Below are 13,867 nucleotides of genomic sequence, written 5' to 3' on the forward strand. Positions count from 1 at the left end.
GACGTCGGCCAGGGCGAGGAAGAGGTGCGCGTCAGCAAGGAGAAGGCGAAGGTTCTCCGGGTGGAGCCGATCATGATTGACGCGCGCGAGGAGTTCACCGAGGAGTGGCTGAGCAAAGCGATCCGCGCCAACTCGGATTACAACGGTTATCCGGTCTCTACGTCCATGACGCGACAGCTCGTCGCGCGCATCGTGGCGCAAGAGGCCAGGGCGCGCGGGTGCGACGCGGTCATGGAGGGCTCCACCGGCAAGGGCAATGACCAGTACCGCATGCACAACGTGTTCAAGATGTTCGCCCCGGAACTCGAGGTGCTCGTGCCGGTACGCGACTTCGACCTGACGCGCGCGGAAGAGGAAGTGCTGTGCCGCGAGTGGGGCGTGCCGGTGACCGAGACGATCACCGGCGGCGACGACAAGACGATGTGGTGCCGCTCCATTGCGTCGGGGGCGATTGACCTCAACCAGGAGTTGCCGCGCGACATCTGGCTGTGGTACGTGCCGCCCGAGGATGCGCCTGACGAGCCGGGCATGGTGGAGATCGAGTTCCGTGCGGGGCTGCCGGTCGCGCTCGATGGGAAAGAAATGCCTCTGGGCGAATTGATACCCGCGCTCAACGAGGTCGGCGGCCACCATGCCATCGGCCGGATTGACATGTTCGAGGACGGCATCATGGATCTCAAGAGCCGTGAGATCTACGAGGCGCCGGCCGCTCATATCATCCTCAAACTGCACCGCGACCTCGAGCAGCAGTGCCTGCTCAAGGACGAGATTCAGTTCAAGAAGATGATTGACGCCAAGTGGGCGTACATGACGTATCACGGCGAGTGGTACCTGCCACTGAAGCGCGCGCTGGACGCGTTCATCGCGGAAACTCAGGACGTGGTTAACGGCCGGTTCCGCGTCAAGCTGTACAAGGGCAACATCGAGATCGCGGCGCGGGAATCGGCGACATCGCTGTTCTCGCCGGAGATTCGCTCGATCAAGGCCCGCGGGTTCGACCAGCGCTGGTGCGCGAACGCGGCAAAGGTGCGCGGCCTGCCGTTCGAGATCATCGCCAAGCGCCAGCGCGTGATGGACGAGAGCGGGTAGGCAACCCACGGCAGTCACGTGGCCGAGCAGGCTGCGAGCAGTCGGATGGCGCCGCAGGCCGTCGGAGGGTGATCGTGTCCCTGAGCGTCGACGACCGGGCGTTGATGGGCATGGCGGTCGAGTCGGTTGGGGTTGACGCCGGCGGCTTCGAGGTCCTGAGCCCAGGCGCGCGCGTGACTCTGACCAAAGCCGGGGAGCTTGCCGTTCACCAGCGCATCGGCGCGCAACGGGAACTCTTGCATTGCACGTTGCCCCCGCATCTCGCTCCATGGCGCTTGGAGACGCGGACGCCGTTTCGCTGCGTCCTGGTTTCCGACGGCCTCCGGCTGACGGTGCAGGGGGACTCGGTCCTCCGCTTCGCGCCGCAGCAGCCGCTGCGGCTCGGCTTCCGTGGCGGTTTCCGGCCGCACTACGCGCAGGAGGCCAAGGGAAACTGGTTGATTCTCGATGACCGCGGCGGGTGCGGGTTCTACGGGATCCCGGCGCGGCCGACGGAAGCTGAAGGTATGGACGGCGCAGCGTGGGAACTACGCAGTCATGTCATGCGATGGGACGAGTTATGGGTGGCGATCTGCCCGCCCCGCCCGCGCGACGAAGCGAGGTACGCGCAGTCCATCGAGCATGACGCGCCGCCTTTCGGCGATGACGTCGTCCGCGAAGCGGCGAAGCACTGCCAGGTATTCGTAACCCACGCGCAGTGGGCGGCGGATGCGCCGGAGTGGTGCGAGAACCCTCCCGGCTCGGACTACAAGCACCCAATACCGTGGGCGTCGGCCCGCCACGTCCCGGCCGATCCCGGCACCTTTGCGCGGCAGCGCGATCTCGCACAGGGCCTGGGAATGAAGTTCGTCCCCTACCTCAGTCCGTACTACTCGAACGCGCCCGATCTGCTCGGCGAGATGAACCGCGTGCTGGATGAGTACCACGTGGACGGCCTCTACTTCGACGGCTGGGTTGGACATCGCGACGATTTCCGCGCAGCCTACGAGATGATCCGCGGAGCGCGGGCGCTGCTCGGCGACCGCATCCTCTACCTCCACTCCAGCTCCGAGCCATACGGAAAGCCTGAGGTCTACTGCCCGTTTGTCTATGCGTACACCGATTTCATCCTGAGCGGCGAAGCGGGCCGGGGCGCGCTGAACGAGGGCGACTTCCTGCGCTACGTCGTGAGCCAATATCAGATCAGCAACGCGGTCGGTGTCTGGTGCTACTACGGGTCCATGGGTTTGGACGGGTACCATGACGTGCCGCCGACAACCGAGCATATCAAGGCGGCGCTGCGACACCACGCGCGGATCTGGCGACAGACGCAGGTTCTGTGGACGCACAAGATCGGCTGGTTTCGATACCCCGAGGAGTTCGCGCGCTTCGATCGCGAGTATTACACCTGCCTGGCCCAAGAGCGCGAGAAAGCTCAGGACGCCTGAGGCCGACTTGTCCGCGACGAGGGGGCCGGGATGCGCCCCTGTCCGCACGGCTACCTCCGTTCGTCCATCCACTCGCGGATCAACTCGTTACCAGCGGCGCCATCGTCAGGCAGTCGATCGAGCAGGCACGGCGAAGAGACAGAGCAGCGTTTTCAGTTCACCGGAACGAATCAACGAGCACGGTGATGCCGGATCCGACGCAGCTTCCCAGGATCAGACCGAGGAAGAACGGCAGCGACCGGCGGTAACCCGCGAACCCCCAGAAGCGCAGGATCAAGCCCTTGCTGAGCCACGCCAGGAGGATCGAGGACCAGTCCCAGTACACGGTGTTGATCTGTGAAATCGCCAGGCCGACGGGATGGAGCGGCCAGCCGACGAACCGTAGATGCGCCAGGGACAGCAAGCCAGCCCCCGCGCCGCCGAGCGCCATGAAGCCCGCTGATGTCCACTGCGGCGGCCGCGGATTGGTCAGGCAATCCGCCACCCATCCCCAGTGCTGTCGCGGCGACATCTGGAAGTACCAGACATATCCTCCCAGCCAGCCGTGGTCATGGCCCACCTTGAGATACACGATGAATGTCGTCAGCAGACTGACCACTAGTGCGCCGGCCATGACCCAGAACACCGGCCGGGGCCGCAGGCGGACGTCGTCAATCGTCTTGAGGGCATGTGACCCGGTGCCCATGACGAAAAGCTGAATGTCGCCCGCCCAGACGAACGTGAGCCCGAGGGCGGCGAGCCCGCGCGCACCGAAGGCGTCGGTGCCGGTCAGGTTGACCATCATCGGCCCCGGCGATACCGGCGCGCGCAAGCGACCCACGCCCGTCTGCGCCAAGATGCGCGTCGTGCCGAAGAAGACGAGCAGAGCCAGCGTGAGATACGGCAGCACCATATAGAGCGGCATGCCGGTGCGGGCCAGGAAGCCGATCATGTAAGCCAGCCCGATACCGCCCGCGATGAGCATCCCCCTCTGTGACAACACCTCTCCCCCACCCTGGCCGCCGTTCCACGCGTCAGTCAACCGTCGGCGCAGAAACCGCCGCGCCATCCACAGCGAAGCCACTGCCAGGACGAGCAATGCGCCCACCTGCTGGCTGGCCAAGGCCGAGCCTCCTGCGGCATGCGGCTCGCCAGGACCCGTGTCGCCCAGGCCGATCCGACCGAGCGACCAATGCTCGAATTGGGTCACGAGGTAGAAGACCCAAATGCTCAGGGATACGTCGAGGTTGATGAGATACGTGATGCCGACGACCAAGGGCTGCACGGAGAAGACCATGTCGAAGCCGAGGTTCGGGAACGTGACCGTCTTGCCGAGCGGTATTCCGGGCAGCGCGCTGAGCGCGGACACCGCACTCGGCAGCCAGTTATAGAGCTGAAGAAAGCAGGCCAGTCCGAATCCCGCCCACATCGGCGCACTGCGCAGCAGGCCCGCCCCCTGGACGGACTGTGCCAGCCCCAGAGGCACCGTCGTCAACGGATACGTCAGCCGCTCATTCTCGACCCACTGCGGGCGCATGAGAACCATGAGCGCGATGCTGACCAAGAAGAACGCGCACGCGAACAGCCCCCACCAGAGCAGCGGCCGCAGCCAGACGTCCCAGGGGATAGACACGCCGGCGGGCATGCCCTCGTAGACCCATCGAACCGCCGAAGCCTGGTGCGGCGCGGCCCAGCCGGGTATCAGCGGCACGAGAAGCTGCGACCAGCGATTCTCGGGAGTCGCGAAGTAGATCGGGCCGGTCGTGATGCCGAAGATGTACCCACCGAACCCCATGGTGGGAACGGTGCACGCGACCATGAGGGCCGAGTAGATGACGACCAGTTCCCCTGGCCCGAGCCCCCACCTCCTGCGCGCCCGGCCGAGCAGCGCGCTGGCCAACGTCACAGCAAAGAGGAGAAAAATGACGCCGATGGTGTTGAAGTGATCGGTGAAGCCGTTGTAGCGGTTCACCATGATGTAACTGCGCGCGCCGAGGAAGTTGAGCAGCACGCACAGCGCAAGGGCGATGGCCAGGGCGCGCGGTGTCACCCCGCGCACGCCTGCGCTTGAACTGGAGGTCTGCGTCTCGCGTACCGAGCGATCGCCCACGGGGCTATCTCACTGCCCGGCGGGAGAGCAAGCTGCCGCTGTCGCAACCGTGTCCGCGCGGGACCGTGGGAGCGAGCATTCGGCGTCATCCCCAAAGCTGCGTCGCCTCTGGGCGGCGCCGGGATTTGGAGTGTGTGGCATTAGCGGAGGGCCGCTGATGGTGCAAGGCGCCAGGGGTGCCTTTCCTGAGCGCGGCCCTCGCTGCACCAAACTTTCTTGCGGACGAGGTTCTTGAGATGAGCACCGAAGCCCACGAGTCATTCCGATAAAACAGGGACCTCGATGGGATGACCGAGTTCGGCCAGCCGACCGGCCTAAGGCCCCGCTACTCAGCGGTGTATCCAAGTGCCCGCAGCTTCTCCAGCAGGTCTTTACTCAGCGACTGCATCTGGATGCGCCGGTACGGTTCCAACCTGTCCTGCGTCTCCTCGCAGTAGTCGCGCAGTGTTCGATGCAGCTCGGAGTCCGCGTCAATTGGCAGCGGTTTACGCTGGTCCGGGTCGCGCGCCAGATCATAGCGCTCCCAGACCCCTGCTTCGGGGATGGGCGGTTCCGCCAGGAGATCCTTGACCGAGTAGATGAGCGTCTCATCTCCCATCCTGACGCCGTAGCGGTGAATGCTGAAGCTCCTGATGTAACCGCACTCGCTGAAGATAGGACGAGCTTCGAAGTCGCCTATCACTGGGCGGCCTCTGAGTCCCGTCGGCACAGTTATCCCCGCGAGCCGAAGAAGGGTCGGCGTGAGATCAATGTTGCTCATGGGCGTGGCGACCTTCCGCGGCGCCTCGCCGGGCACTCGTACGATGCATGGAACATGAAGCAATTCGCGGTAGAGTGTCAGCATGTGGCGGAGGCCGTCGTGATCCAGCCACTCCTCGCCGTGATCGGAGACAACCGCGACCACGGTACCGGCGTCGTCCTCGATCTCCCGCAGGATGCGTCCCACGCGCCGGTCGGCCTGCCGGATGGCTCCATCGTACAGCTCATGCAGCACCTCTACTTCGAGGCGCGAGCACTCCTTGTCGCTGGACGGATGTGGCGTGATCTTAGGGCGCCTGATGTCGAGGCCAAGCGGCGGGTCGCCGTTGCGTGCCCTGGGCCTGACGCTGTCGAATTTCGCCTTCAGCTCGGGGGTGATGTCCTTCGACCGATAGGGCAGATGTGGGTCCCACAGGTACATGAACACGAAGTACCTGTCCCCCTTGTGCCGTGACAGCCAGTTGCAGCAGCGCTTGAGCATCGCGTCGTCCTGGCGGTCGGCGTGCATGAACGCCTCAAAGCCTTGCTGGAAGTTGCACTCGCGGGTGATTATGAAGTGGGCGGAAAATGCTGCGGTGGCATAGCCGGCGGCGCGAAAGTATTCCGCAAGCGTTATGGCCTCATCAGCCACGCGCCCCGGGCTGCGGCCTCGCACCTCGTGCGGGTACTTGCCGGTCAGGAGGGCGGCGTTCGAAGCGAACGTGTAAGGCGCCGCGGAATACGCATTGTCGAACTGCGTCGCCGTCGCCGCAAAAGCGTCGATATTGGGGGTCAGGCCTTTCTCGGACCCGTACGAGCCGACGTGATCGGCGCGCAGCGAATCCACCACGATAATGATGAATCGCTCCGGGCTGGACTGTGAGGCGGCGCGCGATAACCACAGCGCAAGCGCCGCTATTGCCAGCACCGCCAGGCATATCACCAACCAGAGTCGCTTCATGCCACGGTCATTATACAAGATCACGCGCTGCCTGCGGCGACGATGCGCGTGTAGGAACTGGAGCAATCATGTGGGTCAAGCCAAACCGGCGACGCGGCAACAGCCGTCAGTCGCCGACGTAGCCCAGCGTGCGCAGTTTCTCCAGCGTCTGCCTGTCAGGCAGTTCGGGCTGTTGCTTCAGGTACGGCTCGAGCCTCCGTGCAGTGTCGGCGCGGTAGCGCGTCAACAGACAGCGCAAGTGCGCTGGTGCCGATTCCAGGGTGCCTGGCGCCTGTTGCCTGGGGTCGCGCCTCAGGTCGTAGTATTCCCACATACCGCCTGCCGGTATGGGCGGCTCCCTAGGCAGATCCTTTACCGAATAGATCAGGGCGCCGGCATCGAGGCGAACGCAGTAGCGGTAGATCTCCGACTCCAGCGAGTATCCCGCTTCTGCGAACACAGGCCGCGGCCCGAAATCGTCGAACACGGGCTGTCCCTTGACGCCGCCGGGCTGAGGTATCCCGGCGAGAGCGAGGAGCGTTGGCATCAGGTCGAGGTTGCTGACCGGCGTGTCGGTGACGCGCTGCGTCTCTCTGGGGGCGCGGATGATGAACGGGACGTGGAGCAGTTCGCGGTACAGGGTGAGTTTGTGACGCAGGCCCCCGTGGTCAAGGAATTCTTCGCCGTGGTCCGATAGAAGCGCGACAACTGTTCGCGGCGCCGCGCCGATCGCCTCCAGCACGCGGCCCACACGCTGGTCTGCCTGGCGCACTGCCCCGTCGTACAACTCGTGAAGGACTTCCACCTCCAACGGCGAGCACTCCGCGTCATTCGACGGGTTCGGGGTGAGCTTGGGGCGTCTGATATCGGGCGCGAGCGGGGGCCATCCCTTGGCCACGCTGGCGCGCACTTTGGCACACTTGGCCTGCAGCTCGGGGCTGAGATCCTTCGCGCGATAGGGCAGATGCGGGTCCCACAGGTACAGCAGCACGAAGTACCTGTCATCGCGGTGTCGCGCGAGCCAACGGCGGCAACGCTCGACCATGGCATCGTCCTGCCGATCCTGCTGCAGCAGCCACTTGAATCCCTGGTTGAAGTTGCACTGCCGACTGATGATGAAATGAGACGAGAAGGCGGCCGTCTCATACCCCTGGGCGGCGAAACACTCGGCAAGCGTCACGGCCTCGTTGGCCAGTCGCATGCCGCGCAGGGCTCTCACCTCGTGTGGGTACCGCCCGGTGAAGAGCCCCGAATTGGAACCGAAGGTATGCGGAGCGACCGAGAACGCGTCTGCAAAACGCACTCCTCCTGCGGCGAAGGCGTCGATGTTCGGAGTCAGATCCTTGCTCGACCCGTAGCATCCGACGTGATCCGCGCGGAGCGAGTCAATCACGATGAGGATGAATCGCTCAGGGGCGTTGCCGAACCGGTCGCGCCGCACGCGGCCGCCAAGTATGAGCAGCGCCGCTGCCACGAGCGCCACAACCCCGATCGGTATCACCCATTTCCTCATGCTGCATCTTTCCTGGTAGCCATAATGGCCGTCTCGCGACGGGTGACCAGCGACCGAGCCGCACGCGGGCTCGAGTGGAGCTTTCCCTGCGGAGTAGGAGATGATCTGGCGCGAACACAGCGCTCAGGAAGTACCGGCTTATGTGTGCGAAGCACCGAGCTAGACCTGCCAATCTGTGTACCGAGCCGGCGGCAGGAGTAGAGTTCCGGATGACGATTGAGCTGCTGTACCGTCGGGCTGCGTCGGCTGCGCAAGGACTGTAAGGACTATAACATCGCCGCCACGACCCGGTCAAGACAAGCCGCGAGGCGGCCCCGCCGATTCGCCGCAAGAAGGTAGGTGTCGCTTCCATGCCGTATCATATCGGGTGGCAATGGCCCCGGAATCGCGTCAGCCGACGCGCGCCCGAATTGTGTCGATGAGATGGTCTCGCGGGAGATATCGTTAATGCGCGCCCTGCAGCAGACGCGCAGCGGCCGGTGGCCGATGGCGGTCCTCGCGTCGACTCGGTGGGACGTCCAGCGCGAGGGGCTACCAGCTGACGACCGCAGGCTAACGAATGGAGTCGAGCCGCGAAAGCGTGCGCGCACGAATGACGCGCGCTGGGCGCGCGACGTCCGCAGCGTTATCGGGAGAAATCACCATCGCGCCGTGACGGCAGTGCGCCCGGGCACGCGTCAGAGCGGGCGCCGCCAGAATTGACCTGATGCTCTTCAACTCCCCAACCTTCCTCTGGTTCTTGGTGATCGTCTACTTCATCTTTCGGCTCCTGCCGCAGGGGCGCCCGCGCACCATCTTCCTCATCCTCGCCAGCTACGTCTTCTACATGTCGTGGAACCCGCCGTTTGTACTGCTTCTCCTTTTTTCTACCGTGCTCGACTACAACGTCGGGCTGGGCATGGCGCGCACGGAGAGTCCTCGGCGGCGTAGAGCGCTGCTCCTGATGAGCGTGGTGGGCAACCTCGGCGTACTTGGCTTCTTCAAGTATGCCAACTTCTTCATGGCCAACTTCCAGGTGCTGGTGCGCGCAGTTGGCGTCGCCTTCCAGCCACAACCGTATAACATCGTATTGCCGCTCGGCATCTCGTTCTACACCTTCCAGACCATGAGCTACAGCCTCGACGTCTACCGCGGGGCGCGCGAGCCGACGCGCGACTGGCTCAACTTCGCCCTCTACGTGACGTTCTTCCCCCAACTTGTCGCCGGGCCGATCGTGCGCTCGGGCCAGTTCCTGCCCCAGGTCGAGCGGCACCAAAGATTCCAGTGGCCCGCGTTCAGCATGGGATGCAATCTCATCCTGATGGGCCTGATTAAGAAGATGCTACTGGCGGACAATCTGGCGGTGTTCATCAACCGGGTATGGGCCGATCCCGCTGGGGCGAGCATGAGCGAGGCGTGGTTTGCGCACTGGGGCTTCATAATGCAGATGTACTTCGATTTCTCCGGCTACACCGACATTGCCCGTGGGCTCGGGTATCTGTTCGGGTACCGCTTGCCGCTCAATTTCACCTTGCCCCTGCTCGCGACAGGAATCCGGGACTTGTGGCAGCGCTGGCACATCACCTTGTCCTCATGGGCGCGCGACTACATCTACCTTCCCCTGGGCGGCTCCCGTCGGGGAGCAGCCCGGGCCGATCTGAACTTGTTCGTCACGTGGTCTCTCATCGGCCTCTGGCACGGGGCGAGCTGGACCTTCGTGCTGTTCGGGATGATGAACGGCGTCTATCTCGTGTTGGAGCGCAGGATCTTCGGGCGCCGGCGGCTGACGGACCTCACGGGCTGGCGGCGGGTGATCGCGGTGCTTGTCACCTTCGAACTTTTGTCGCTGAGCGGGATTCCGTTCCGAGCGCAAGGCATGGCGGACGTCTTTACTATGCTGAGGCACATGTTCGTGCCAGGCGCGGCGCCCGCCACAGCGGCTCCTTGGGGCGTGCATATGTGGGGGACTTTCCTGGTGGCCGTCATCGGTCACGGCCTCGCCTTCTCGCGCAGATGGGACCCGACGCTACGGGGTTATCCCCCCTGGGTCGTGCCATTACTCTACGGGGCCGCGGCGGCAGGGATCATGCTGTACGGTGCAACTGGGAATGAGTTCGTCTATTTCCAGTTCTAGGTCTGACTTGGGATGAACTCGTATGGTTCGACAACCAGGCGGCGAGTGATCCTGGCTTCGGCGCTGGTGGTTGTGGGCCTGGGCCAGGTCGGGCGCCTGCCCGTGCCGTTGGCGTACTGGCACAGCACGGAGCGGGTGTACCGCACAGCGATCCAGAGAGCGCACGGCGAGGCGCGCCGCGCCGACGTCCTGCTCCTAGGCGACTCCCGCATCCAGTTCGGCCTCAGGGCTGACGAGTTGGCCCGGCATCTGCGCCTTCCCGGGATGGGAGCGCGCTCACCTCACGTCGTCAACCTCGCGGTCTTCGGCGGCATTCCGCCGGGCGCACTGTGGCTTTGGCGGCAGGCGACGCAGTCGCGCCGCGACTCGGGTCCGCAACTCCTTCTGCTCGGCGCGGCCGACATTGATCTGACGGCCAGGAGTCCTGGCCGCGACTATTCTGTGAGGTATCTCTACGACGCTCGCGCCGCGTCATGGCTGGCCTGGTCGGGGCAATACGACGACGCTGCCACCTTGCTGACGTTTCGCGCGTTTCCGTTCTATGCCAGGCGCCGGACGATCGGAAATCTCCTTATGAGACGCGAGCAGACGCTTCTCGTGATCCGCCGTGAGGAACGAGGCGGCCGGTGGTTGCCCATGTACTGGGACTGGTACCGGGACTATCGCATTGACTCCTTCCAAACCCGCTGCCTCGAGCAACTGATCCGCGAGGCCAAAGCCCGCGGCACACGCGTCGTCGTCGTGGCACCGCCGGTGGAACGAGGCTTGCTGAAGCTGGGAGCGGGGGCGCTGCCTCCGCCGGGCATCGAGGCCGGCACCGGGTGGCGCGCGTCCGCGGACCGGTCGAAAGCCCCGCTGGTGCTGTTCCACGCCGCCATGGCGGATATCGTCAGCCGCACCGACGTGCCTTACTTCGACTACTTGACGCCTCAGGACTCGGTGCGGTTCGGGTACGATGCATCCGCACACCTATCCCCGGAGAGCGCCGTGGAGTTCAGCCGCGAGATCGCGGAGCGCATCAACCGCGAACTCGCGTCCGAGACTGGCAGCGAGCGCATCGCTCAGGTCAACGGAGGCCGCGCGCCAGCGGAGGGGTTGCAGGCCGGAGAACCGTAGGCGGATGCAGCATCGAGGCGCGATAGGCAAACCGCGCACATCAGCAATCTATCCGGCGGTATTCCTGACTTCCGCCGGCGTGCTGATGCTTCAGGTCGCGCTGACGCGGCTGTTCTCTTTCACGCTGTGGTACCACTTCGCGTACGTGGTCATCAGCGTGGCGCTGCTGGGATACGGCGCCAGCGGGGCGCTCCTATCGGCGTTCCCCGGCATTCTGCGGGGCAACCTCCCGCGGACGCTTTTTGCCTGCGCGACGGGGTGCGCGGTGGCGATTCCGGCAGGTCTACTGGTGTACGCGCATACGCCGTTCTACCCCCTTCAATTGTTCCGGCAGCCGGCGCAGTGGTGGTACCTCGCGGCGTACTACGCGGCGGCAGGAATACCATTCTTCCTTGCCGGCGTGTGCATCGCCGGAGCGATGGCCGCAGCCTCGGAGCGAGTGACCCGGGTCTACTGTGCCGACCTAATGGGCGCAGGGCTCGGAGCGGCGCTCGTCGTGAGCGCCATCTGGCGGCTTGAGACGCCTGGGGTCGTTATTGCAGCTGCTGGGCTCATGGCGGGAGCTGCGGCATGCTGGGCATGGTGGTGGCGACCGGCACTCGCCGCGGCACCGCTGACGCTGGTCGTTCTCCTGGTTGTCGGCGGCGGACCATTCTGGCGAAGTATTCAATTCCGCCCTAGCGTCGAGAAATGCATGGCCCTACAGCTAGGCTTGGCACACCTTTCGCCTCCCGCCGGCGATCTCAGCGAGGCCGAGCAGACACCCCTCGCTGAGGCGTCAGGCAAATGGCGGATCTTGCCCGATCTGACTCGCTGGGGGGCTGTATTCCGGGTAGATGTGCTCGAACATACCGGTGACTCGGCAGGGGCCGCGCGGGCGCGGCAGGCGGGTTCGAGCGACGATTACGGTGAACCGCCGCTGGCGCACATCAGCATCCCGCATGACGGGGACGCCAATGCCATGATCTACGCGGGGGGTGATCGCGCCTGGCTCAACCGCTTCTTCATGAACCACGCGGTGTCGCTGCCGTACGCGCTGCTTGGACCCCAGCCCGATGTGCTGATTATCGGCGCGGGTGGCGGGCGGGAAGTGCATGCCGCGCTGTGCCACCGCGCGCGCAGTACTACTGCACTGGACCTCGACCCACTCACGGTGCGGTTGGTCACCCATTCCCTTGCCGACTACAGCGGCTACCTTGCTGAACAACCCGGGGTGCGCTTTGTCGTCGGCGAGGGGCGCTCCTTCGTGCGCCAGAGCAAACGCAGGTACGACCTGATCGAGATGAACCAGGTGGACAGCCTCACCGCCGCCAGCATCGGCGCCAGTGTGCTCTTCGAGAACTACCTGTTCACGGTCGAGGCGATCGGGGACTACCTGGCCCATCTACGCGAGGGGGGCGTATACTGCCAACTGCATCTCAACCCGCCGCCGGAGACTGAAGACATCAGGTTCAAGACGAGCATCCTGCGAGCAGGCGCGGCGCTGGAGGCTCTCCGCAGGCGCGGGGTGAAGCGGCCGCAGGATTGCATCGCCGTCATCTACGCTAAAGGCCTGATGACCTACGTCGTGCGCCCGCGCCCGTTTACGCGCGCAGAGACGGCGCTGCTCAGGGACTACTGCAAACGGCAGAGATTCGTGCAGGTTCATCTTCCCTATCATCGCTTGGACAACGAACTTTCGCGGTATCTCCGCACGTCGCCCCGGGCTCGTGCGCAGTCCATGCTCTCGAGCGCGCTTCGGCGGGATCCGCCCACGGATGACCGCCCCTTCGTGTGGCCGTACTTCAAATGGCTGCGCGTGTTCGATCCACTGCACCACTATAGAGCAAGACACGCTGTGGCCAGCGGGCAGCTGGTTATGATTCCGCTACTTGGGGTGGCGCTGGCAGGTGCGCTTGCGTTCATCCTTGGCCCACTGGCGCTGTTCCGCAGGCGCGGGATTCGCTCGCCGGCGGCGGGCGGTCTGACGGTGTACTTCGCCGCCCTCGGCTTCGGTTTCATGTTCATCGAGATCAGCTTCATCCAGAGGTTCGTGCTCTTCCTGGGCTATCCGACCTACTCGCTAACCGTGGTTTTGAGCGCGCTGCTGGTCGCGTCGGGGGTGGGTAGTCTGACCAGCCAGCGGCTGATCACGCGCGCGGAGCAGTCGCTGCTGTGGGCACTGGGCGGGCTGCTCGTCGTGGGCGGATTGTATCTGGCGTTCGGCGGCGCGGTCTTCGGCGCTTTCCTAGGCTATGCGCTATGGCTGCGAATCATGGTGGCGGTGCTGATGATCGCGCCGCTAGGCTTCGTGATGGGGATGTTCTTCCCGACCGGGATTCGAGTGGTGAACGACGTGGCGCCGCAGTTCGTGCCGTGGGCGTGGGGCATCAATGCTTCGACATCGGTGGTGGCGGCCATTCTGGCGGTGATGCTGGCGATGACGGTGGGGTTTCGGATGGTGGGGGTGTACGCGTTGGGGATCTACGTCATCGGCGTCATCGCCCTCTACGTGGCACACCGGCGCGGGCGCGCGGCACATGCTGTGGCGGACACGCAGCAGGCTGCGCTTCGCTCTTCCGTGGCGGAGGGGTGAGTGGCGGCACGCAGACGCGCACATCGTGGGCCGGCGGGCTCGTGGTGAGCGGCGTTCGAGGAGGTTGTCAATGATCCGGCTGAGGAGCGGGTGCATTGCTATGACCAGGTCACGTTCGGCGGCTATTTACCCCGGGGTGTTTCTGACGTCTGCCGCCATCCTGATGCTGCAGATCGCGCTCACGCGTCTGTTCTCCTTCACCCTATGGTATCATTTTGCGTACGTCGTCATCAGCTTGGCGCTTCTGGGATATGGCGCGAGCGGGGC

Annotated in this window: 8 protein-coding genes; 5 read left to right on the top strand and 3 right to left on the bottom strand. The window is 64.6% G+C overall.

Features of this window, described 5'->3' with window-relative positions; all coding sequences use genetic code 11:
• Together argG and JSV65_06670 are read left to right on the top strand one after the other, a co-directional pair.
• Positions 1–1,089, top strand: a 1,089-nt coding sequence (gene argG / locus JSV65_06665) for an argininosuccinate synthase (protein ID UCH36030.1), incomplete at its 5' end; no start/stop codon positions are given.
• 74 nt (positions 1,090–1,163) lie between these two features.
• Positions 1,164–2,516 (top strand): hypothetical protein, encoded by a 1,353-nt coding sequence (locus JSV65_06670; GenBank protein ID UCH36031.1) that lies wholly within the window; start codon positions 1,164–1,166, stop codon positions 2,514–2,516.
• Between the two features lie 157 nt (positions 2,517–2,673).
• Here JSV65_06670 and JSV65_06675 read toward each other — a convergent pair whose 3' ends face one another.
• The 3 genes from JSV65_06675 to JSV65_06685 all read right to left on the bottom strand — a co-directional run bounded on the left by JSV65_06675 (position 2,674) and on the right by JSV65_06685 (position 7,796).
• The gene (locus JSV65_06675) at positions 2,674–4,545 is read right to left on the bottom strand and encodes a hypothetical protein (GenBank protein UCH36032.1); all 1,872 of its coding nucleotides are present in this window, start codon (positions 4,543–4,545) and stop codon (positions 2,674–2,676) included.
• 385 nt (positions 4,546–4,930) lie between these two features.
• Entirely contained in the window at positions 4,931–6,304 is a 1,374-nt protein-coding gene (locus tag JSV65_06680; protein UCH36033.1) for a sulfatase, read from the bottom strand.
• A 106-nt stretch (positions 6,305–6,410) separates the two neighbouring features.
• A complete protein-coding gene (locus JSV65_06685; GenBank protein UCH36034.1) occupies positions 6,411–7,796 on the bottom strand; it encodes a sulfatase in 1,386 nt (461 codons plus the stop codon).
• A 706-nt stretch (positions 7,797–8,502) separates the two neighbouring features.
• On the opposite strand from JSV65_06685, the gene JSV65_06690 reads away from it, so the two are divergent.
• Genes JSV65_06690 through JSV65_06700 form a run of 3 tightly spaced genes read left to right on the top strand, consistent with a single transcriptional unit; the run spans position 8,503 to position 13,600 of the window.
• Positions 8,503–9,909 (top strand): MBOAT family protein, encoded by a 1,407-nt coding sequence (locus JSV65_06690; protein UCH36035.1) that lies wholly within the window; start codon positions 8,503–8,505, stop codon positions 9,907–9,909.
• A 45-nt stretch (positions 9,910–9,954) separates the two neighbouring features.
• Positions 9,955–11,025, top strand: coding sequence for a hypothetical protein (locus tag JSV65_06695; GenBank protein UCH36036.1), 1,071 nt, complete (start codon positions 9,955–9,957; stop codon positions 11,023–11,025).
• Positions 11,026–11,029: 4 nt separating this feature from the next.
• Positions 11,030–13,600 carry a hypothetical protein gene (locus tag JSV65_06700; protein UCH36037.1) on the top strand — a complete coding sequence of 857 codons (2,571 nt, stop codon included), beginning with the start codon at positions 11,030–11,032 and terminating at the stop codon, positions 13,598–13,600.
• Positions 13,601–13,867 lie beyond the last annotated feature (267 nt).

This window comes from Armatimonadota bacterium (assembly GCA_020354555.1).
GTDB lineage: Bacteria > Armatimonadota > Hebobacteria.